This window comes from Neisseria sp. P0016.S008, assembly GCF_051957775.1.
In the GTDB taxonomy this organism is placed as follows: Bacteria; Pseudomonadota; Gammaproteobacteria; order Burkholderiales; family Neisseriaceae; genus Neisseria; species Neisseria flavescens_B.
In genome coordinates this window covers 317,038-338,230 of the sequence record NZ_JBQCWB010000003.1, presented here as the reverse complement: position 1 = coordinate 338,230, position 21,193 = coordinate 317,038, and the positions used below count along the sequence as shown (strand labels likewise).

General features: G+C 51.0%; 20 protein-coding genes. 19 read left to right on the top strand and 1 reads right to left on the bottom strand.

All coding sequences use genetic code 11. The annotated features are described in order from the left end of the window. The first annotated feature begins 47 nt into the window (after positions 1-47). The 5 genes from ACTHS8_RS05795 (at position 48) to ACTHS8_RS05775 (ending at position 4,424) form a co-directional block, all read left to right on the top strand. Entirely contained in the window at positions 48-353 is a 306-nt protein-coding gene (locus ACTHS8_RS05795; protein WP_440373212.1) for a chorismate mutase, read from the top strand. Between the two features lie 101 nt (positions 354-454). Further along, positions 455-775 carry a cupin gene (locus ACTHS8_RS05790; protein WP_063076533.1) on the top strand — a complete coding sequence of 107 codons (321 nt, stop codon included), beginning with the start codon at positions 455-457 and terminating at the stop codon, positions 773-775. Positions 776-956: 181 nt separating this feature from the next. Further along, entirely contained in the window at positions 957-2,453 is a 1,497-nt protein-coding gene (locus ACTHS8_RS05785) for an NADH-quinone oxidoreductase subunit M (protein WP_070461043.1), read from the top strand. 9 nt (positions 2,454-2,462) lie between these two features. Beyond that, on the top strand, positions 2,463-3,905 hold the full coding sequence (nuoN, locus tag ACTHS8_RS05780; RefSeq protein ID WP_063076535.1) for an NADH-quinone oxidoreductase subunit NuoN: 1,443 nt from the start codon (positions 2,463-2,465) through the stop codon (positions 3,903-3,905). Positions 3,906-4,124: 219 nt separating this feature from the next. Continuing rightward, positions 4,125-4,424: a DUF2818 family protein gene (locus tag ACTHS8_RS05775; protein WP_003686671.1), complete on the top strand. Its 300-nt coding sequence runs from the start codon at positions 4,125-4,127 to the stop codon at positions 4,422-4,424. Positions 4,425-4,576: 152 nt separating this feature from the next. On the opposite strand, the gene ACTHS8_RS05770 is transcribed toward ACTHS8_RS05775, so the two are convergent. Then, the gene (locus ACTHS8_RS05770; RefSeq protein ID WP_250581214.1) at positions 4,577-5,182 is read right to left on the bottom strand and encodes a hypothetical protein; all 606 of its coding nucleotides are present in this window, start codon (positions 5,180-5,182) and stop codon (positions 4,577-4,579) included. A gap of 532 nt (positions 5,183-5,714) precedes the next feature. On the opposite strand from ACTHS8_RS05770, the gene frr reads away from it, so the two are divergent. From frr to murJ, 14 genes are all read left to right on the top strand, one after another. Beyond that, positions 5,715-6,272, top strand: a complete 558-nt coding sequence (gene frr, locus ACTHS8_RS05765; protein ID WP_003686718.1) for a ribosome recycling factor — start codon at positions 5,715-5,717, stop codon at positions 6,270-6,272. 57 nt (positions 6,273-6,329) lie between these two features. Continuing rightward, positions 6,330-7,076, top strand: coding sequence for an isoprenyl transferase (locus ACTHS8_RS05760; RefSeq protein ID WP_254342646.1), 747 nt, complete (start codon positions 6,330-6,332; stop codon positions 7,074-7,076). A 5-nt stretch (positions 7,077-7,081) separates the two neighbouring features. Then, positions 7,082-7,876 (top strand): phosphatidate cytidylyltransferase, encoded by a 795-nt coding sequence (locus tag ACTHS8_RS05755; protein WP_049332974.1) that lies wholly within the window; start codon positions 7,082-7,084, stop codon positions 7,874-7,876. Positions 7,877-7,910: 34 nt separating this feature from the next. Next, on the top strand, positions 7,911-8,660 hold the full coding sequence (locus ACTHS8_RS05750; protein WP_003686550.1) for an SIMPL domain-containing protein: 750 nt from the start codon (positions 7,911-7,913) through the stop codon (positions 8,658-8,660). Between the two features lie 117 nt (positions 8,661-8,777). Continuing rightward, positions 8,778-9,962, top strand: coding sequence for a 1-deoxy-D-xylulose-5-phosphate reductoisomerase (ispC, locus tag ACTHS8_RS05745; protein ID WP_440373211.1), 1,185 nt, complete (start codon positions 8,778-8,780; stop codon positions 9,960-9,962). A 58-nt stretch (positions 9,963-10,020) separates the two neighbouring features. Beyond that, entirely contained in the window at positions 10,021-11,046 is a 1,026-nt protein-coding gene (locus ACTHS8_RS05740) for a YeiH family putative sulfate export transporter (RefSeq protein WP_314589772.1), read from the top strand. A gap of 328 nt (positions 11,047-11,374) precedes the next feature. Beyond that, a complete protein-coding gene (gene rseP, locus ACTHS8_RS05735; RefSeq protein WP_314589770.1) occupies positions 11,375-12,715 on the top strand; it encodes an RIP metalloprotease RseP in 1,341 nt (446 codons plus the stop codon). 3 nt (positions 12,716-12,718) lie between these two features. After that, positions 12,719-15,121 (top strand): outer membrane protein assembly factor BamA, encoded by a 2,403-nt coding sequence (gene bamA / locus ACTHS8_RS05730; protein ID WP_314589769.1) that lies wholly within the window; start codon positions 12,719-12,721, stop codon positions 15,119-15,121. 111 nt (positions 15,122-15,232) lie between these two features. Continuing rightward, positions 15,233-15,742, top strand: a complete 510-nt coding sequence (locus ACTHS8_RS05725) for an OmpH family outer membrane protein (RefSeq protein WP_314589768.1) — start codon at positions 15,233-15,235, stop codon at positions 15,740-15,742. 101 nt (positions 15,743-15,843) lie between these two features. Then, positions 15,844-16,884 (top strand): UDP-3-O-(3-hydroxymyristoyl)glucosamine N-acyltransferase, encoded by a 1,041-nt coding sequence (gene lpxD, locus ACTHS8_RS05720; protein WP_107768629.1) that lies wholly within the window; start codon positions 15,844-15,846, stop codon positions 16,882-16,884. Positions 16,885-16,957: 73 nt separating this feature from the next. Beyond that, positions 16,958-17,407: a 3-hydroxyacyl-ACP dehydratase FabZ gene (fabZ, locus tag ACTHS8_RS05715; protein WP_003681704.1), complete on the top strand. Its 450-nt coding sequence runs from the start codon at positions 16,958-16,960 to the stop codon at positions 17,405-17,407. Positions 17,408-17,481: 74 nt separating this feature from the next. After that, positions 17,482-18,258, top strand: a complete 777-nt coding sequence (lpxA, locus tag ACTHS8_RS05710) for an acyl-ACP--UDP-N-acetylglucosamine O-acyltransferase (protein ID WP_440373210.1) — start codon at positions 17,482-17,484, stop codon at positions 18,256-18,258. A 162-nt stretch (positions 18,259-18,420) separates the two neighbouring features. Further along, positions 18,421-19,596, top strand: coding sequence for a lipid-A-disaccharide synthase (gene lpxB / locus ACTHS8_RS05705; RefSeq protein WP_440373209.1), 1,176 nt, complete (start codon positions 18,421-18,423; stop codon positions 19,594-19,596). Positions 19,597-19,605: 9 nt separating this feature from the next. Next, positions 19,606-21,144, top strand: coding sequence for a murein biosynthesis integral membrane protein MurJ (gene murJ / locus ACTHS8_RS05700; protein ID WP_440373208.1), 1,539 nt, complete (start codon positions 19,606-19,608; stop codon positions 21,142-21,144). Positions 21,145-21,193 lie beyond the last annotated feature (49 nt).

The following is a 21,193-nucleotide window of genomic DNA, read 5'->3' as shown; positions in this document are numbered from 1 at the left end:
TTTCAGACGGCGTTTAAGGTCGTCTGAAAAAGGAAACACGAGAAACAATGGTTGAAGACAAATTACCGCAAACCCTGGATGAAGTCCGTGAAGCCATCGATGGTTTGGACAAGGAATTAATAGAATTACTCGCCCGCCGGCAGAAGCTGGTACGGCAGGCAGGCCGTCTGAAACCTAAAAACGATGTGCAGGCGGTTTCCGCGCCCGAACGGGTGGCTCAAGTGATTGCCTCGCGCCGCGCTTATGCTGAAAAGGCCGGTTTGTCACCCGAAGTAGCAGAAGCAGTTTGGCGTAGTATGATTGATGCGTTCATTAAACTTGAGATGGAAACCAACCGAGTAGGCGGGGCGTAGGCAGCATTTCGTTCATAATTGATTTACTTGGATAGGTACGGGATTTAATAAACAGTTGTATCGCTAGGTTTATCTAGATACAGAATCAAAGAGACGCGAAAATGCCCGACACACAAACCATCCACTCCGCCGAATTTACCGCTTCCCGAGCATGGGGCGCATTCGACATCGCCAATATGAACGGCACCACCGTGCGTTTGCACTGGACGGACCAGCCCTACAAATGGCACGTCAACGACGGCGAGGAAGTGTTTGCCGTGATGGACGGCGAAGTCGATATGCACTACCGAGAAAACGGCGAAGAACGCATCGTTCGGTTGAAAAGCGGCGACATCTTCTATGCAGGAATCGGTACGGAACACGTCGCCCATCCGTGCGGCGAAGCGCGGATTTTGGTGATCGAGAAAGAAGGCAGTGTTTGAGGTCGTCTGAAAAGAAGGTTTTAGGCGGCAATGGAATGAAAGAATGACGGCAGATATACGTTTTTATTGATTCCGCCATATGCAAAATACACATAATCTTTTTCAGACGACCTCTTAAAACGTCGTCTGAAAGACCAACCCACACAACTATATTTTTTATTTTAACCACAGGTTAACCACTATGTTTTCCAACTACCTACTCAGCTTGGCAATATGGATACCCATCGCCGCAGGTGTGCTGGTTTTGGCGACCGGTAAAGACAGCCGTGCGCCGCTGGCGCGTGTGCTTGCCTTCATGGGTGCGCTTGCCGGTTTCTTGGTAACGCTGCCCCTGTTTACCGGTTTCGACCGTTTGAGCGGCGGCTATCAGTTTACCGAGTTCCACGAGTGGATTCCGCTTCTGAAAATCAACTACGCATTGGGCGTGGACGGTATTTCAGTGCTCTTTATCATCTTGAATGCGTTTATTACGCTGTTGGTGGTATTGGCCGGTTGGGAAGTCATTCAGAAACGTCCGGCGCAGTATATGGCGGCATTCCTGATGATGTCGGGTTTGATTAACGGCGCGTTTGCTGCGCAGGATGCGATTCTGTTTTATGTGTTCTTTGAGGGTATGCTGATTCCGCTGTACCTGATTATCGGTGTATGGGGCGGCCCGCGCCGCGTCTATGCGTCGGTCAAGCTGTTCCTCTATACGCTGATGGGTTCGCTCTTGATGCTGGTTGCCATGGTTTACCTGTACTATCAAACAGGCAGCTTCTCTATTGTCGATTTCCAAAACATCAAACAGATTCCGTTGGGCGTACAACAGCTTTTGTTTGTGGCGTTCTTCCTGTCATTCGCTGTAAAAGTGCCGATGTTCCCCGTGCACACTTGGTTGCCGGATGCCCACGTTGAAGCGCCGACCGGCGGTTCGATGGTGTTGGCGGCAATTACGCTGAAACTGGGTGCGTATGGTTTCTTGCGCTTTATCCTGCCGATTATGCCGGATGCGGCACGCTATTTTGCCCCTGTAATCATCGTATTGAGCCTGATTGCCGTGATTTATATCGGTATGGTGGCTTTGGTGCAAACCGATATGAAAAAACTGGTGGCATACTCTTCCATCAGCCATATGGGTTTTGTCACTTTGGGTATGTTCCTGTTTGTGAACGGCCAACTGAATGACTGGGCATTGAAAGGCGCAATCATTCAAATGATTTCCCACGGTTTCGTGTCTGCCGCGATGTTTATGTGTATCGGTGTGATGTACGACCGCCTGCATACCCGCAATATTGCCGATTATGGCGGCGTGGTCAATGTGATGCCTAAGTTTGCGGCGTTTATGATGTTGTTCGGTATGGCCAATGCCGGTTTGCCTGCGACTTCCGGCTTCGTGGGCGAGTTTATGGTGATTATGGGTGCGGTTAAAGTGAATTTCTGGGTAGGTGCGTTGGCTGCTATGACTCTGATTTACGGTGCGTCTTATACCCTGTGGATGTACAAACGCGTTATTTTTGGTGCGATCCACAATCCGCACGTTGCCGAAATGAAAGACATCAATTGCCGCGAATTTGCGATTTTGGCGATTTTGGCGGTTGCTGTTTTGGGCATGGGTCTGTATCCGCAAGCGTTTATCGAAGTGGTGCATCAAGCGGCAAACGATTTGATTGCCCATGTGGCACAAAGCAAGATTTGAGGTGTGTAAATGAACTGGTCTGATTTGAATTTAATGCCCGCCATGCCCGAAATCGTGCTGCTTGCGCTATTGGGTGTCGTATTGCTGGCAGACTTGTGGATTTGCGATAAAAACCGCTATCTGACCCATCTGATGAGTTTGGGAACGGTCATTGTCGTGGCCGTCACCCAATTGGCAGTATGGGAACAGGGCAGTCTGCTTACGTTTAATGGAATGTATATTGCAGACGGCATGTCTCGTTTGGCGAAGCTAGTGTTGTATGCGCTGACATTCAGTCTGTTTATTTACAGTAAACCGTACAACCAAGATCGCCAAATTTTTAAAGGCGAGTTTTATACCTTGTCGCTGTTTGCCCTGTTGGGTATGAGTGTCATGGTCAGCTCGGCACATTTCTTGACTGCGTATATTGGTTTGGAATTGTTGTCTTTATCGCTGTACGCCATGATTGCCCTGCGTCGCGATTCCGGTCGGTCTGCCGAGGCTGCGCTGAAATACTTTGTATTGGGCGCATTGGCCTCCGGCTTGTTGCTCTATGGTATTTCCATGGTTTACGGCGCCACCGGTTCTCTTGATTTTGCTTCCGTCTTGGCCTCTGCGGCCAATGGGCAGGCTAATCAATGGCTGCTGAAATTAGGTGTGGTATTTATTGTGGTTGCCATTGCATTTAAATTGGGTGCGGTTCCATTCCATATGTGGGTACCCGATGTGTACGATGGCGCGCCGACCTCTGTTACCGCCTTTGTGGGTACGGCTCCGAAAATTGCCGCCGTTGTCTTCGCATTCCGTATCCTGATTACAGGTATGGATACCATACATTCAGACTGGGCGCCGATGTTGGCCATCCTTGCTGTTGCTTCTTTGGTGGTCGGTAACCTTGCCGCCATCATGCAAACCAATATCAAACGTATGCTTGCCTATTCCACCGTATCGCACATGGGCTTTATCCTGTTGGCGTTTATGGCAGGCGCGGTCGGCTTTACCGCAGGTTTGTATTACGCCATTACCTATGCTTTGATGGCGGCAGTCAGCTTCGGTGTTTTGATGGTATTGTCTACCAAAGATATTGAGTGTGAAGACATCAAAGACCTCGCTGGCCTCAACCACCGCCATGCATGGTTTGCCTTCCTGATGTTGTTGTCCATGTTCTCCATGGCAGGTATTCCGCCGCTGATGGGCTTCTACGCCAAGTTCGGCGTGATTATGGCGCTCTTGAAACAAGGCTATGTTTGGTTGTCAGTGTTTGCCGTCATCATGTCTCTGATTGGCGCGTTCTACTACCTGCGTGTGATCAAAGTCATCTACTTCGATGCACCTGACCATGACCAGCCGGTCGGCAGCAACTATGCCGCCAAATTTGTCCTGACGGTCAATGCCTTCCTGCTGCTCCTGTGGGGTATCATGCCGCAAACCGTTATCGACTGGTGTGCCAAAGCATTGGAAAATACCCTGTAAGCTTCAAACAAAACCAACGGCGGCTGTTCCAAAGTCGCCGTTTTTGTTAGGATTCGCATTCGGATGAAATATACCCAAGTTCAGACGGCCTAAAGCCTTTGAACAATCATCAAGCGGGCATCATCAAGATATTGAATATTCCACAGATAATGATGGGCAAGAATGCCCGTTTAACATGTTAAAATCACACACAGGCCGTCTGAAAACAGAAAGACCATCATGACCGCATCCATGTACATTCTTTTGCTGTTGGCACTTATCTTTGCCAACGCACCATTTATTACCACCAAATTTTTCGGCATCATCGCCCTGAAACGCAAACATATCGGCCATCACTTGATCGAATTGCTGGCAGGCTTCCTTCTTACCGCGATCCTCGCCTATATCCTCGAATCGCGAGCCGGTGCCGTACATGCCCAAGATTGGGAGTTTTACGCGACCGTTGTCTGCCTCTACCTGATTTTTGCCTTTCCATGCTTTGTATGGCGTTACTTTTGGAATGAGCGGAATAGAGAGTAGGATTTGACACATAAAAAGGCCGTCTGAAAGATTTTCAGACGGCCTTTTTATATGTCAAATACGGATTGCTTTAGGGATGAGCTTTGGAACATTGACCTAGAGTTGCCATATTCAGGTTTATAATGGCAGCTTTGGCAACATCTTCAGAAACTTCAGTTGCTGCCCGCATTGGTATTGGCTGCTTCTGGTAACAAGAAACCTTTGTTTTGCAAGTCGCCTAAGCAATTAACGACAATATCTTTGGTTACAGAGATAAATGCCTGATCCAGATTGCTATGGGGAGTCAGCTCTTTTGGTGTGGAGGTTAAACCAAAAGTAGTCACAATAGCGTGATTAAATTCGGAACGGTTTAATTCTTTTTTGCCATCTGAGTAGCTACAGTAGAATTGATAGTAATCCTGAACTGTACTGCCTGCTAATCCAAAAGTCAGACCTGTTTTTATACCGTTACCTACTGCACCACCAATATTGGCGATATTGTTGGCATGGATTTTTAGGCTGTTTTGGGCTTGCGGATCTACTGTTACAATCTTTGTTCCGTTTAGTGCAATTTTGGCAGCTTTTGTTAGAGCCGGATTTGCTTTGGGGAAAGACTTACCATTACGCTCGAACTCTCCTTCTAAACGTATAGGATAAGGTTGATTTGGTACTTTCAAATCACTTTGTTTATATTTTTGATATTCGGTTGAAGTATAAGGATGTGGTACAACACAGGCAGAAAGTGCTAATGCTGAGCATAGAATGAGTAATTTGTTCATAGATATTCTCCAGTTAATTTGCATTTATCTGTTCGTTTTCAGGTGAATTAAATAACGTATTCGAATAAAACCAATTATAACGTAATACAATTTTTATACAAATTTTGCAAACTAATGTGAAAATTTGCATAGGAAGGTAGGTTGCTATATTTGGATTTATCTTGCGAACTTCATTACTTCAGAGAGAAGATTTTAGATAGTGATTGTAGATATTGAGGGCGAGTTAACTTTAATTACCAAGAGTACAACTGTTAGCTTTTGAGTTATGAAAATTAGATGCCGATTGAAAATGATAGGGAGATTTCAGCTTGGGGTCAGCCGGCAAATAAATCAAGCCAAAAGACCCAGTTGATGTAGTTGCTTGAAATAATAAGGGCCGTCTGAAAGATTTTCAGACGGCCTTTATTTTGTTTGATGTTAAATATCGGTTAGAAAACAAGGCTGTTGGGGCGTAAAGCCTTGTCGTGGGGGCGGTTTAACGGTACTATTCTCGGTTAATCCTGTTTTATTCCTATGAAATTGAAAGTATAAGATGATTAATGATATTCAAAAGACAGCTGAAGGCAAAATGCAGCGTTCTCTGGAAGTATTGAAAGACAATTTGGCTAAAGTGCGTACCGGCCGTGCGCATACCGGCCTGCTTGACCAAGTGGAAGTGGAATATTGGGGCAGCATGGTGCCTGTAAGCCAAGTAGCGAACGTAACGCTTTTGGATGCGCGTACGATTGGTGTGAAACCTTTCGAGAGCAATATGGCTGCAAAAGTTGAGAAAGCGATCCGTGATTCCAACTTGGGCCTGAACCCTGCTTCTGTCGGAGATTTGATCCGTGTCCCTATGCCTATGTTGACTGAGGAACGCCGTAAAGATTTGATCAAAGTGGTACGCGGCGAGGCGGAAGAGGGCCGTGTGTCTATCCGCAATGTGCGCCGTGATGCAAATGACCACATCAAAAAATTGTTGAAAGACAAAGAGATTTCTGAAGATGAAGCCCGCCGTGGCGAGGAAGCGGTTCAGAAGTTGACCGACAAATACATTGCTGAGGCAGACAAGCTCTTGGCTGCCAAAGAAGAAGATTTGATGGCGATTTAATCCTGTGTGCAAACCGTTCAGACGGCCTTTGGACGGTTTGCTCCCTGAAAGGCAGACATGAAAAGCAGTACGCAGACGATTTTGGAACACTCTGCCATCCCCCGACATATTGCTGTGATTATGGACGGCAACGGACGTTGGGCAAAGAAGCGTTTTCTTCCCCGTGTGATGGGGCATAAGCGCGGCTTGGATGCGCTGGAGAACATGGTGAAGCATTGTGCTGAACTTGGTGTGCAGTATTTGACCGTGTTTGCTTTTTCGACTGAAAACTGGCGACGCCCCGAGGAAGAGGTTTCTTTTCTGATGGGGCTGTTTTTGCAGGCTTTGCAAAAGCAGGTGCGCCGTTTGCACGATAATAATATGCGCTTGAGGGTCATCGGCAGCCGTGAGCGGTTTAATGCTGAAATCCTGAAGGGGATTGAGGCGGCAGAGGCGTTGACGGCAAATAATACCGGTTTGACTTTGAGCATTGCTGCCGATTATGGCGGCCGCTGGGATATTTTGCAGGCGGCAAATCAGTTGATTGCCGAGGGTGTAGCTGAGATTACGGAAGAGGCGTTGTCGCGCTATTTGATGTTGGGCGATGCACCCGAGCCGGATTTGTTTATCCGCACCGGCGGCGAGACGCGCATCAGTAATTTCCTGCTGTGGCAGATGGCGTATGCGGAATTGTATTTTACGGATACGCTGTGGCCTGATTTTAATGAGAAATCGCTGAGCGAGGCGATTGCTTCGTTCCAAAAACGGGAACGCCGCTTCGGGCGGACTTCCGAACAGCTGCCGGTTGAGCAGCAACGGGGTTGAGAACTATGTTGAAACAACGGATTTTGACGGCGCTGTGGCTCTTGCCGCTGATGCTGGGTATGCTATTTTATGCACCTATGTGGCTGTGGGCGGCGTTTTGCGGCCTGATTGCTATGCTGACTTTGTGGGAATATGCCCGCATGAGCGGCTTGGACAAGCTGAAAATCAATCATTATCTGGCTTCAACGCTGGTGTTTGGTGTGATTGCTTATGCCGGCGGTTGGCAGCTGCCTGATTTGGTTTGGTATGTCGTATTGGCGTTTTGGCTGATTGTCATGCCTTGGTGGCTGAAAGCGAAATGGAAGTTGAACGGCGGCTGGCAGGCTTACACGGTCGGTTGGTTGTTGGTGATGCCGTTTTGGTTCGCATTGGTTTACCTACGCCCTCAGCCTGAAGATGCGCTGTCTTTATTGGCAATTATGGGTTTGGTGTGGGTGGCCGATATTGGCGCGTATTTCTGCGGCAAGTCGTTTGGCAAGCGCAAAATTGCGCCGACCATCAGCCCGGGTAAAAGCTGGGAAGGTGCGATCGGCGGTGCATTATGCGTTGCCGTATACATGACCATCGTATGGAAAGCCGGTTGGCTGGCTTTTGAAGCCGGTTGGTTAAAAACTATTTTGATCGGCTTGATTCTGACCGTTGTCAGCGTGTGCGGCGATTTGCTGGAAAGCTGGCTCAAACGTGCGGCAGGTATCAAAGACAGCAGCAATCTGTTGCCGGGACACGGCGGCGTGTTCGACCGCGTGGACAGCCTGATTGCCGTTATCAGTATTTATGCCGCCTTTGTATATTTGTTTTAAACCGCCTGTCTCACATGGTTGGGGGGAGCTGATTATGTCCGAACAAAAACAGATTTCATCTTTATCGATCTTGGGCGTATTGTTGGCACTGGGATTGATGGCTGCGGCGTTTATTTTGGGCGTGCAGTTTAAGAATCTGCGCCAACCGGGGACAATTACCGTAAAAGGTTTGGCGGAGAAAAACTTCCAATCCGACAGCGCGACGTGGAATACGGGCGTAAATGCGCACGGCGAGAGCTACCAGGAAGTTTTGGATTTGCTGACGGCAAGACGCAAGAAGCTGTCTAAATTTTTGGGTGAGCAAGGCTTTGCGGCGGCTGAAATGAAAGTGGGTCTGCCCGAAGTATCGCGCGTTTTCAATGAAACCCGCGATGAACTGGGCAACGTAACCCGCACGCCCAACGGCTACGATGGCGACCTCAATATTGTGGTCAACACCAAAAAACTGGACAAAATCCAAGCAGCACAGCGCGCCATTTTGAATTTCCGTGCGCAAAACGAATTCATCCGCTTCGACAATCCGCAATATTTGCTGGGCAATTTGGAAACCATCAAACGCGATTTGATCACGCAGGCGACTGAGGATGCGCAGAAACGCGCGGCCGAATTTGCCAAAACCGGCGGCGGCAAAGTGGGCGCCATGCGTTCTGCTTCGCAAGGCTCGTTCAACATCTATGCCGACACCGGCAGCAGCGAGGACGACGAGTACGGCGGTTCTTACGATAAAAGCACCGTCGGCAAACAGGTTCGACTGGTTGTTACCATCGAATACGGCATTGAGTAATTCTTTCAGACGGCCTTTTCAGCTGGGAGGCAAAAGGCCGTCTGAAAATTGGAAACGGCAAAGAAATCTATTTCAAATACACTAAATACCGTTTGCACAGCACATAAAGAACACACCATGACACAACAAGTCCTGACCATATTAGGCAGTACCGGCAGCATAGGCGAAAGCACTTTAGACGTTGTCTCCCGCCATCCTGAAAAATTCCGCGTGTTCGCGCTGGCAGGGCATAGGCAGGTGGATAAACTGGCGGCGCAATGCAAACAGTTCCACCCGGAATATGCCGTTGTCGGCGATGTCAGTCATGCGGCCGAGCTGGAAAAGAAACTCAAACAAGAAGACATCAGTACACAGGTTTTATATGGTTCTCAAGCCCTGATTGATGTCGCCTCTGCCGATGAAGTCAGCGGCGTGATGTGTGCCATTGTCGGCGCGGCCGGCTTGCCGTCGGCTTTGGCCGCCGCTCAAAAAGGCAAAACCATTTATCTGGCAAACAAAGAAACGCTGGTGGTTTCCGGCGCATTGTTCATGGAAACTGCCCGTCAAAACGGCGCCACCGTCTTGCCGATTGACAGCGAACACAACGCCATCTTCCAAGTATTGCCAAGGGATTACACAGGCCGTCTGAATGAGCACGGTATCAATTCGATTATCCTGACCGCATCGGGCGGCCCCTTCCTTAACACCGATTTAAGTACATTTGACAGCATTACGCCCGAGCAGGCGGTCAAGCATCCGAATTGGAGCATGGGGCGCAAAATTTCCGTCGATTCCGCGTCAATGATGAATAAGGGCTTGGAGTTGATTGAGGCGCATTGGCTGTTTAACTGTCCGCCGGAAAAACTGGAAGTCGTCATTCATCCGCAATCCGTGATACACAGCATGGTGCGTTATCGAGATGGTTCGGTATTGGCACAGTTGGGCAATCCCGATATGCGTACGCCGATTGCTTATTGCTTGGGCCTGCCCGAACGTATCGACTCCGGCGTGGGCGAGCTGGATTTCGGCGCATTGTCCGCATTGACCTTTCAAAAACCTGACTTTGACCGTTTCCCATGTTTGAAACTTGCCTATCAGGCCATGAATGCAGGCGGCGCCGCACCTTGCGTGCTGAACGCCGCAAACGAAGTTGCCGTGGCCGCTTTTTTAGATAAACGCATTAAGTTTACCGATATTGCCAAAGTCGTTGCCCACTGCCTTGCCCAAGATTTTTCAGACGGCCGTCACGATATCGAAGGCCTGCTGGCGCAAGACGCGCAAACACGCAGGCAGGCTCGGGAATTTATGGCTGCATTGAGATAAATACAATAGGCAAAACAGGTATCACCAACGGTGCGGCAGGTTTTGCAGGATGCGTAATATGAAAAAACGTTTGTTCGTAATAGGGCAGTTGGTGCCGCTGTTGGCAGCATCGGTATTGTGTATGGCAGGGGCGCAGTCCCCCGTTTTAAGCGGCTGGGGCATCAGCCCGCTCACCTTGGCGATTGTTGCCGGAATGCTGCTGGGCAATACATTGTTGCTGCGTATGCCTGACTTATGGGCGAGGGGAATTGCGTTCGGCAAAACATGGCTGTTGCAGGTGGGCATCATGCTTTACGGTTTCAGGCTTACTTTAAGCCAAGTGGCTTATGTGGGCTGGCCTGCTTTGCTGGTGGATGCGGCAGTGGTGGCGGGAACCATGCTGCTGGCCATGAAGCTGGGCAGACGGTTTCGGCTCGATGCCAAAACCGCCGCATTGGTCGGTGCGGGCAGTGCGGTATGCGGGGCGGCGGCGGTATTAGCGGCGCAGCCGGTGCTGAAGGCGGAGGAACGCGATGTAGGCGTGGCGGTGGCGACCGTGGTGGTGTTCGGTACGCTGGCCATGTTTGCGTATCCGCTGTTGGCCGCATCGCTGCTGCCTGACGATGCTTCTGCCGCAGCATGGTTTGCCTGGGGTATTTATACCGGTTCCACCGTGCATGAAGTGGCGCAAGTGGCGGCGGCAGGAGCGGCGGTTAACCCTGTCGTAGCCGATGTGGCGGTCATCACCAAAATGATCAGGGTGATGTTGCTGGCTCCGTTGCTGCTGGCACTTCCCGCCTGTACAGGCGGCAGGGACGGACGGGCAAACGGCAGACGTTTTGCCGTGCCGTGGTTTGTGCCGGCATTTCTGGTGGTGGTGGTTGTCAACAGTTGGTTTCCCCCTCCGCCGCACATTTACCGGGCAGTACTGACGCTGGATACGCTGCTGCTTACCACGGCAATGTTCTCACTGGGATTGACGACGCGCTGGCAGGCAGTGCGGGCGGCGGGTGTCAAACCGCTGCTGTTAGCGGGCATATTGGCCGTATGGCTGATGATAGGCGGCGGCGTGTTATCGTATGCTGGGTATTGGCTGTTTAAATAACGGTAGACCTGTAAGACAGGTTGGAAAGAGCAACAAACCATCGGACGGACTGCGACTTTATTTCCTGCAATGCCGTAACGGAACAGAATCTCAAACGGCCGCCTTGACGCTTGGTACAACGGTCGGAGACACAGACGCGGATTTTGCGTGTTTCCTCTGCCGGCTGAAAAAATCGGATTGTGTCTGTCTGATGTGTCCGTTTAAATGACAGGCCGTCTGAAACGTCAACCGCTTGGCATTTAGGCAGACAAAATGGAACAACTGCCTTTATAATCGGTTTTCTGACGGCCTTATCCGTTGATCATCACATTCCACTCAGGGGATTTTTTTGCAAACCTTTTTAGCCTTTATCGTCGCCATTTTGATTTTGGTCAGCTTGCATGAGTTCGGACACTATATTGTTGCCCGCTGGTGCGGCGTTAAAGTCGTGCGCTTTTCCGTCGGCTTCGGTAAGCCCTTTTTCACCCGAAAACGTGGCGATACTGAGTGGTGTCTTGCCCCGATTCCGCTGGGCGGTTACGTTAAAATGGTCGATACGCGCGAAGGCGAGGTGGCAGAAGCAGATTTGCCGTACGCCTTTGACAAGCAGCATCCGGCCAAGCGCATCGCCATTGTCGCCGCCGGTCCTTTGACCAATTTGATTTTGGCCGTTTTGCTTTATGGTTTGAGCTTTTCCTTCGGCGTAACCGAGTTGCGCCCTTATGTCGGCATGGTCGAGCCTGCCAGTATTGCCGCCAAAGCAGGTTTTCAGGCAGGCGATAAAATTGTATCGGTCAACGGAATCGCCGTTAAAGACTGGAGCGATGCGCAAACCGAGATGGTGTTGAACCTTGAAGCCGGCCCTGTAAAAGTCGCTGTTCAGACGGCCTCAAATACCCAAGCCATCCGCATAATTGATGCCGCCGGCACACCTGAAGCAGGTAAAGTTGCGAAAAGCCAAGGCAACATCGGCCTTTTGCCTTTTAGAATTACTAACCGCATCGGCAAAGTCTTGACCAATAGTCCGGCCGAAAAAGCAGGTTTGAAGGAAAACGACAAACTGCTGACCGCCGATGGGAAGCCCATCGAAAGCTGGCAGGAATGGACGGAACTTTTCCGCGCCAGCCCCGGCAAACGAATCGAGCTGACTTACGAGCGCGACGGTAAAATACTGGCGACCGCTATCCGGCCGGACAGCGTCGAGCAGTCGGCAGGCGTGCTGGTGGGTAGAGCAGGGCTTGCCGCCCAGGCGGATAAAGAGTGGGATAAAACCATCCGCTACCGTTATACGCCTTCCGTTGCCCAAGCCTTTGAATTGGGTTGGAACAAAACCGTCAACTATTCGTGGACGACCCTCAAATTTTTCGGAAAACTGGTTACAGGTAATGCCTCTTTGAACCATATTTCCGGCCCCTTGACCATTGCTGATGTCGCCGGACAATCCGCCAAACTCGGATTGCAGAGCTACCTCGAATTTCTGGCCTTGGTCAGCATCAGCTTAGGCGTGTTGAACCTTTTGCCCGTGCCCGTTTTAGACGGCGGACATCTGGTTTTCTATACCGCCGAATGGATACGCGGAAAGCCTTTGAGCGAGCGCATACAGGCAGTCGGCCTGCGCTTCGGACTGGCAGCTATGCTTTTGATGATGGCTGTGGCTTTCTTTAATGACATCAACCGTTTGTTTGGATAATTTATGAAACTGAACCAGATTGCTTCCGCTTTAATGGTATTGAGCCTGTCTCCACTGGCATTGGCTGACTTTACCATTCAGGACATCCGCGTCGAAGGCCTGCAACGCACCGAGCCGAGTACCGTCTTTAACTACCTGCCCGTTAAAGTCGGTGATAATTTCAATGATGCGCGCAGTGAAGAAATCATCAAAAAACTCTACGCAACCGGTTTCTTTGACGACGTACGCGTCGAGACCATGGACAATCAAGTCCTGTTGACCGTGATTGAGCGTCCGACCATCAGCTCGCTCAATATTACCGGCGCGAAAATGCTGCAAAACGATGCCATCAAGAAAAACCTTGAAGCATTTGGTTTGGCACAATCCCAATACTTCAACCAAGCAACGCTGAACCAAGCTGTTGCCGGTTTGAAAGAAGAGTATTTGAGCCGTGGTAAACAGTCTGTCCAAATCACTCCGACCGTAACCAAACTTGCCCGCAACCGAGTGTCTATCGATATTGCCATCGAAGAGGGAAAATCTACCAAGATTACCGATATTTCATTTGAGGGCAACGAAGTTTACTCCGACCGCCGTCTGATGAAACAAATGTCCCTGAGCGAAGGCGGCATGTGGACTTGGATCACGAAGAGCAACCAGTTCAATGAGCAAAAATTTGCTCAGGACATGGAAAAAATTACCAATTTCTATCAAAACAACGGCTACTTCAACTTCCGCATTTTGGATACCGATATCCAAACCAACGAAGATAAAACCAAGCAGACCATTAAAGTAACCGTCAGCGAAGGCGACCGCTTCCGTTGGGGTAATGTACGCATCGAAGGCGATACGCTGGAAGTGCCGAAAGAAGATTTGGAAAAACTGCTGACCATGAAGCCGGGCAAATGGTACGAGCGCGCGCAAATGTCCAATTCGCTCGAAGCCATTCAAAACCGCATGGGTCAGGCAGGTTACGCATTCAGCGAAATCAATGTCCAACCGATTCCAAATGCCGAAACACATACCGTTGATTTCGTGCTGACCGTTCAACCGGGCCGCAAAATCTATGTAAACGAAATCAACATTACCGGCAACAACAAAACCCGTGACGAAGTTATCCGCCGTGAGTTGCGCCAAATGGAATCGGCTCCTTACGACTCTGCCAAACTGCAACGTTCTAAAGAGCGCGTTGAGTTGTTGGGCTACTTCGACAACGTTCAATTTGATGCGGTTCCTGTGGCCAATACGCCTGACCAAGTTGACCTGAACATGAGCCTGACCGAACGTTCTACCGGCTCGCTCGACTTGAGCGCAGGTTGGGTTCAGGATACCGGTTTGGTGATGTCTGCCGGCGTGGCTCAAGACAACCTGTTCGGTACGGGTAAATCCGTTGCCCTGCGTGCTTCCCGCAGTAAAACCACAGTAAACGGCTCGTTGTCGTTTACCGACCCATACTTCACACCTGACGGCGTAAGCTTGGGCTACGACCTTTACGGCAAGACTTACGACCCGCGTAAAGCTTCTTCCAGCGCGAAACAGTATAAAACCACGACTTTCGGCGGCGGTTTGCGTATTGGTATTCCAGTTACCGAATATGACCGTGTGAACTTCGGTTTGGCCGCAGAGCGTCTGACCGTGAACACCTACAAAGGCGCGCCTAAACGCTATGCCGACTTTATCAACCAATATGGTAAAGGCGACGGCAGCGGCGTAGGTAACTTCAAAGGCTGGTTGTACAAAGGTACCATTGGCTGGGGACGCAATAAAACTGACAATGCCTTGTGGCCGACCCGCGGTTACCTGACCGGCGTAAATGGCGAAATCGCTTTGCCGGGCAGCGACCTGCAATACTATACCCTGACCCACAACCAAACCTGGTTCTTCCCGTTGAGCAAAGATTTCACGTTGATGCTGGGTGGCGAAGTCGGTTATGGCAACGGCTACGGCAAAACCAAAACCATGCCATTCTTTGAAAACTTCTACGGCGGCGGTTTAGGATCCGTCCGCGGCTTTGAAAGCGGTACGCTGGGCCCGAAAGTCTATGACGAATACGGCGAGAAAATCAGCTACGGCGGTAACAAAAAAGCCAACGTTTCCGCAGAGTTGCTCTTCCCAATGCCGGGTATTAAAGACTCGCGTACCGTCCGTCTGAGCCTGTTTGCTGATGCGGGCAGTGTGTGGGACGACAAAACCTACAACGACAGCAGCAGCAATTCTTATTACACCAATGGCGCGCTCCAAAACGTATATGGCGTAGGCACAACGCACAAATCGACATTCAAAAACGAATTGCGTTACTCTGCCGGTGCTGCCGTGACCTGGCTCTCTCCGCTAGGTCCGATGAAGTTCAGTTATGCTTATCCGATTAAGAAAAAAGAAGGCGACGAAATCCAACGCTTCCAATTCCAACTCGGTACGACATTCTGATGATGTTTAGGCCGTCTGAAACCGGGTTTGTCCGTTTCAGACGGCCTCATGGCAGATTGGCGGCAAGCTTATTGCAAACCGCCCGTTTGTTTTCAAGCAAGGATTTTTATCATGAGTAAAATAGCCGACACCCTCCGAATCCTCGCCGTAGCCCTGCCGGGTTTCGTGCTGTTGCCGCAAGCGGCGGCGGATGGCGTGCAGAAAATCGGTTTTATCAATACCGAGCGCGTTTATCAGGAATCCAAGCAGGCGCAAAACATTCAGATGACTTTGGAAAAAGAGTTCAAAAGCCGTCAAACCGCCTTGCAAAAGCTGCAGCAGGAAGGCGAGGCTTTGGAGCGAAAACTGAGTAGCGACAAGCTCAGCGACAGCCAAAGGGAAGCGGAAACCCAAAAATGGCGCAATCTGGTACAGAAATTCCGCAAGCAGCAGACCGAGTTGGCTGAAGACTACAACCTGCGCCGCAATGAAGAATTCGCCGCGCTCCAGCAAAATGCCAACCGCGTCATCGTCGATTTGGCCAAGCGCGAAGGTTACGACTTCATCTTGCAGGACGTGATTTACGTCAACGGCCGCTACGACATTACCGACAGCGTTATCAAAGCCCTAAACGCAAACTGACCCTGCTCGGCAGCGAATGTAACCATACAGACAAACCTAAGGCCGTCTGAAACCCAAACCGGCATCTTTCAGACGGCCTGACATCTTGACGGCAGATTATCATGACTTCACAAGCATACACCCTGTCCCAAATCGTTTCCCAACTCGGCGGCGAATGGAAAGGCGAAGACATCGCCATTACCGCCGTCCGTCCGTTGGATCAGGCGCAGGCGGAACACATCAGCTTTTTGGCCAATCCGAAATACAAAGCCGAAGTACACGACAGCCAAGCAGGCGCAGTGATTGTGTCGCCGAAAGCCGCAGACGAATTTACAGGCCGCAACCTGATTGTGGCTGCCGACCCTTATCTTTATTTTGCCAAAGTGGCACGATTGTTCTCGCCGATTGTCAAAGCACAGGGCGGCGTACATCCGACCGCTGTTGTCGAGGCAGGCGCCAAAGTGCCGGCAAGCTGCGAAATCGGCGCGAATGCCTATATCGGCGCGAATGCCGTATTGGGCGAAGGCTGCCGTATTTTGGCCAATGCCGTTGTCCAACACAATTGCACCTTGGGTGATGAAGTCGTGTTGCATCCCAACGCTGTCATCTATTACGGTTGCACTTTGGGCAACCGTGTTGAAATCCACAGCGGCGCAGTCATCGGTGCGGACGGTTTCGGCTTGGCCTTTGCCGGTGATTCATGGTTTAAAATTCCGCAAACCGGTGCGGTCACGCTGGGCGATGATGTGGAAATCGGTTCAAACACCAATATCGACCGCGGCGCAATGAGCGACACGACCGTCGGCAACGGCACCAAAATCGACAACCAAGTCCAAATCGGTCACAACTGCAAAATCGGTTCGCACACCGTGATTGCCGCCAAAACCGGTATTTCCGGCAGCGTCACCATCGGCAATTATTGTATTATCGGCGGCGGCGTCGGCACGGTCGGACACATTGAAATCGCCGATAAAACCACCATCGGCGGCGGAACATCCGTTACCCACAGCATTACCGAAAGCGGCCAGCATCTGGCCGGTATTTTCCCGATGTCGGGCTACAAAGACTGGGCGCGCAATGCCGTTTATATCCACCGTTTGAGCGAAATGAACAAACGCCTCAAAACGCTGGAAAAACAGCTTGCCGACAGCGACGAAGCCTAAAGGCGGCGCAAACAGTCCGCGCCCCGCATCCGAATACGTTTAAACCCAATACAAACAAGGAAAGACGAACATCATGGACGTACAACTCCCGATCGAAGCCAAAGACATTCAAAAACTTATCCCACACCGCTATCCGTTTTTGCAACTCGACCGCATTACCGCGTTCGAACCGATGAAAACCCTGACTGCGATTAAAAACGTCACCATGAACGAGCCGCAGTTCCAAGGCCATTTTCCCGACCTGCCCGTGATGCCCGGCGTGTTGATTATCGAAGCTATGGCGCAAGCGTGCGGCACACTCGCCATCCTCAGCGAAGGTGGCCGCAAAGAAAACGAATTCTTCTTCTTCGCCGGTATCGACGACGCTCGTTTCAAACGCCAAGTCATCCCCGGCGACCAACTGGTTTTTGAAGTCGAGCTGCTGACCAACAAACGCGGTATTGGCAAATTCAACGCCGTTGCCAAAGTCGACGGCCAAGTTGCGGTTGAAGCCGTGATTATGTGCGCCAAACGCGTGGTGTAAGAATGGGACAGGCCGTCTGAAAGTTCAGACGGCATCTTGCAGGCAATACCTGTATCAGACAGCAAGGAGACAGCATGACCCTTATCCATCCGACCGCCGTCATCGACCCTAAAGCCGAACTCGACTCCAGCGTCAAAGTCGGCCCATACAGCATCATCGGCCCCAATGTGCAAATCGGTGCGAATACCGAAATCGGCCCGCACGTCGTCATCAACGGCCATACGACCATCGGTGAAAACAACCGCATTTTCCAATTTGCCAGCCTCGGCGAAATTCCGCAGGACAAAAAATACCGCGACGAGCCGACCAAGCTGATTATAGGCAACGGCAATACCATCCGCGAATTTACGACGTTCAACCTCGGTACGGTCACCGGCATCGGCGAAACCCGTATCGGCGACGACAACTGGATTATGGCCTACTGCCACCTCGCTCATGACTGCGTGGTCGGCAACCATACCATCTTCGCCAACAACGCCTCACTCGCAGGGCATGTTACCATCGGCGACTACGTCGTCTTGGGCGGCTACACGCTGGTGTTCCAGTTCTGCCAAATCGGCGACTACGCCATGACCGCGTTTGCTGCCGGCGTACACAAAGACGTACCACCGTACTTCATGGCTGCTGGCTACCGCGCCGAACCGGCCGGCCTCAACAGTGAAGGTATGCGCCGCAACGGTTTCACGGCCGAGCAGATTGCCTCCGTCAAAGATGTGTATAAAACCATTTACCATCGCGGCATTCCGTTTGAAGAGGCCAAGGCAGACATTCTGAAACGCGCCGAAACCCAAAGCGAATTGGCGGTATTTAAAGACTTTTTTACACAATCCACACGCGGCATTATCCGTTGATGGATGGATTGAAGGCCGTCTGAAACTTTTTCAGACGGCCTTTGGATTGCAAAAATCCGCGCAGTAGGGCAGGTTTCCTGTCCGTTTGCTACTGATGCCGTCTGAAAACGGGCGGGCAAATGTCCGCCCCCAAATCTTTTAGCTTCCGAACCTCAACAACACATGAACTCCAATCCCTCCCCCCTTATCGCCATCAGCGTCGGCGAAGCTTCCGGCGACTTGCTCGGCGCACACTTAATCCGTGCCATTAAGGCGCGTTGCCCGAATGCGCGGTTTACCGGCATCGGCGGCGAGCGCATGAAGGCGGAGGGTTTCGAGAGTTTGTACGATCAGGAAAAGCTGGCGGTGCGCGGTTTTGTTGAGGTCATCAAACGCCTGCCGCAGATTTTGAAAATCCGCAAAGGGCTGGTGAACGATTTAATCCGCCTTAAGCCGGATGTGTTTATCGGCATCGATGCGCCGGACTTCAATCTCGGCGTGGCGGAAAAACTCAAGCAGGCAGGTATTCATACTATTCATTACGTCAGCCCGTCGGTTTGGGCGTGGCGGCGCGAACGGGTCAATAAAATCGTGCATCAGGTCAACCGCGTGTTGTGCCTGTTTCCGATGGAGCCGCAGCTATATATCGATGCCGGAGGCAAGGCCGAGTTTGTCGGCCATCCGATGGCGCAAACCATGCCCGTGGAAGCGGATAGGGCGGCGGCGCGGCAGAAGCTGGGCGTGCCTGCGGACGTGCCCGTGTTTGCCATATTGCCCGGCAGCCGCGTGAGCGAAATCGATTACATGGCGTCGGTATTTTTTCAGACGGCCTTATTGCTGTTGAAATGTTACCCGCAGGCACAGTTTTTGCTGCCTGTGGCAACGGCCGCAACGCGCAAACGCATTAGCGAAATTTTGGCGCAGCCTGAGTTCGCCTCTCTTCCCATCACGCTGACCGACAAGCAGTCGGATACGGTTTGCACCGCTGCCGACGTGGTATTGGTCACCAGCGGTACGGCGACTTTGGAAGTGGCCTTGTGTAAACGGCCTATGGTCATCAGCTACAAAATTTCGCCGCTGACTTATGCGTATGTGAAAAACAAAATCAAAGTGCCGCATGTCGGTTTACCCAATATTCTGTTGGGTAAAGCCGCCGTTCCCGAGCTGCTGCAACACGATGCCGTCCCTGAAAAACTGGCGCAGGCCGTGGCAGACTGGTATGACCACCCTGAAGCCGTGGCCGCGTTGGAACAGGATTTCCAAGCCTTGCATCTGCTGTTGAAAAAAGATACGGCGGCATTGGCGGCGGCGGCAGTATTGGAAGAAGCCGGATTTTCAGACGGACTGAAAGACAAGTAAGGAAAATACATGAATTTATTGGGAGCCTTGGCCAAGGTTGGCAGCCTGACGATGGTGTCACGCATTTTGGGCTTTGTGCGCGATACGATTATCGCCCGTGCGTTTGGTGCAGGCATGGCGACAGATGCGTTTTTTGTCGCGTTTAAACTGCCCAACCTGCTGCGGCGCGTGTTTGCAGAGGGCGCATTTGCCCAAGCCTTCGTACCGATTTTGGCAGAATACAAAGAAACCCGCTCACCCGAAGCCACGCAGGCATTTGTACGTCATGTGGCCGGTATGTTGTCGTTTGTGTTGGTCATTGTTACCGCGCTGGGCATACTTGCCGCGCCGTGGGTGATTTATGTTTCCGCGCCCGGTTTTGCCAAAGATGCCGATAAGTTTCAGCTTTCCATCGACCTGCTGCGGGTGACGTTTCCTTATATCTTTTTGATTTCCTTGTCGTCTTTTGTCGGTTCGATACTCAATTCCTATCATAAATTCGGTATTCCCGCTTTTACGCCGACTTTTTTGAACATCTCCTTTATCGTCTTTTCCCTGTTCTTCGTACCGTATTTTGATCCGCCTGTTATGGCTTTAGCGTGGGCGGTATTTGTCGGCGGCGTGTTGCAGCTGGTGTTCCAACTGCCTTGGTTGGCGAAACTGGGCTTCTTGAAAATGCCCAAACTCAGCTTTAAAGACGCAGCGGTCAACCGCGTGATGAAACAAATGGCGCCGGCTATTTTGGGCGTGAGCGTGGCGCAGATTTCCTTAGTTATCAACACTATTTTTGCTTCGTTTTTGCAGTCCGGCAGCGTGTCATGGATGTATTACGCCGACCGGCTGATGGAATTGCCTACCGGCGTTTTGGGCGTAGCACTCGGTACAATCTTATTACCTACCTTGTCCAAACACGCCGCCAGTCAGGATACCGAGCAGTTTTCCGGCCTGCTCGACTGGGGTTTGCGCTTGTGTATGCTGCTGACCCTGCCTGCCGCCGTTGGACTTGCCGTGTTGTCTTTCCCTCTGGTTACGACCTTGTTCATGTACCGTGAATTTACGCTGCACGACGCGCAAATGACCCAATACGCGCTGATTGCCTATTCCTTCGGCTTGATCGGTCTGATTATGATTAAAGTGTTGGCACCCGGCTTCTATGCGCGCCAAAACATCAAAACCCCCGTTAAGGTCGCTATTTTCACGCTGATTTGTACACAGGTGATGAACCTTGCCTTCATTTCGCCGCTCAAACACGTCGGCCTATCCCTCGCTATCGGTTTGGGCGCATGTCTGAATGCAGGTTTGCTGTTTTTCCTTTTGCGCAAACACGGCATTTACCGCCCCGTTAAAGGATGGGCAACGTTTTTGGTCAAAATGGTCATCTCTTTGGTCGTCATGGGCGGCGGTTTGTGGCTGGCGCAATCTTATCTGCCGTTTGAATGGGTGCACGTCGGCGGCTTTAAAAAAGCAGGACAACTCTGCGTCCTGATTGCCTTGGGAGGTGGCCTCTACTTTGTTTCCCTCGCCGCGCTCGGTTTCCGTCCGCACCATTTCCGCAGGGTGGAAAAATAGGCAGCCGTAGTGCTATTGCTTTGGCTTAAAGGCTATTCACTAAAAAGGC

Excerpts from the sequence above, each read along its gene's own strand:
- ACTHS8_RS05795 (WP_440373212.1), top strand. The coding sequence starts at position 48 with ATGGTTGAAGACAAATTACCGCAAACCCTGGATGAAGTCCGTGAAGCC.
- ACTHS8_RS05790 (WP_063076533.1), top strand. The coding sequence starts at position 455 with ATGCCCGACACACAAACCATCCACTCCGCCGAATTTACCGCTTCCCGA.
- ACTHS8_RS05785 (WP_070461043.1), top strand. The coding sequence starts at position 957 with ATGTTTTCCAACTACCTACTCAGCTTGGCAATATGGATACCCATCGCC.
- nuoN (WP_063076535.1), top strand. The coding sequence starts at position 2,463 with ATGAACTGGTCTGATTTGAATTTAATGCCCGCCATGCCCGAAATCGTG.
- ACTHS8_RS05775 (WP_003686671.1), top strand. The coding sequence starts at position 4,125 with ATGACCGCATCCATGTACATTCTTTTGCTGTTGGCACTTATCTTTGCC.
- ACTHS8_RS05770 (WP_250581214.1), bottom strand. The coding sequence starts at position 5,182 with ATGAACAAATTACTCATTCTATGCTCAGCATTAGCACTTTCTGCCTGT.
- frr (WP_003686718.1), top strand. The coding sequence starts at position 5,715 with ATGATTAATGATATTCAAAAGACAGCTGAAGGCAAAATGCAGCGTTCT.
- ACTHS8_RS05760 (WP_254342646.1), top strand. The coding sequence starts at position 6,330 with ATGAAAAGCAGTACGCAGACGATTTTGGAACACTCTGCCATCCCCCGA.
- ACTHS8_RS05755 (WP_049332974.1), top strand. The coding sequence starts at position 7,082 with ATGTTGAAACAACGGATTTTGACGGCGCTGTGGCTCTTGCCGCTGATG.
- ACTHS8_RS05750 (WP_003686550.1), top strand. The coding sequence starts at position 7,911 with ATGTCCGAACAAAAACAGATTTCATCTTTATCGATCTTGGGCGTATTG.
- ispC (WP_440373211.1), top strand. The coding sequence starts at position 8,778 with ATGACACAACAAGTCCTGACCATATTAGGCAGTACCGGCAGCATAGGC.
- ACTHS8_RS05740 (WP_314589772.1), top strand. The coding sequence starts at position 10,021 with ATGAAAAAACGTTTGTTCGTAATAGGGCAGTTGGTGCCGCTGTTGGCA.
- bamA (WP_314589769.1), top strand. The coding sequence starts at position 12,719 with ATGAAACTGAACCAGATTGCTTCCGCTTTAATGGTATTGAGCCTGTCT.
- ACTHS8_RS05725 (WP_314589768.1), top strand. The coding sequence starts at position 15,233 with ATGAGTAAAATAGCCGACACCCTCCGAATCCTCGCCGTAGCCCTGCCG.
- lpxD (WP_107768629.1), top strand. The coding sequence starts at position 15,844 with ATGACTTCACAAGCATACACCCTGTCCCAAATCGTTTCCCAACTCGGC.
- fabZ (WP_003681704.1), top strand. The coding sequence starts at position 16,958 with ATGGACGTACAACTCCCGATCGAAGCCAAAGACATTCAAAAACTTATC.
- lpxA (WP_440373210.1), top strand. The coding sequence starts at position 17,482 with ATGACCCTTATCCATCCGACCGCCGTCATCGACCCTAAAGCCGAACTC.
- lpxB (WP_440373209.1), top strand. The coding sequence starts at position 18,421 with ATGAACTCCAATCCCTCCCCCCTTATCGCCATCAGCGTCGGCGAAGCT.
- murJ (WP_440373208.1), top strand. The coding sequence starts at position 19,606 with ATGAATTTATTGGGAGCCTTGGCCAAGGTTGGCAGCCTGACGATGGTG.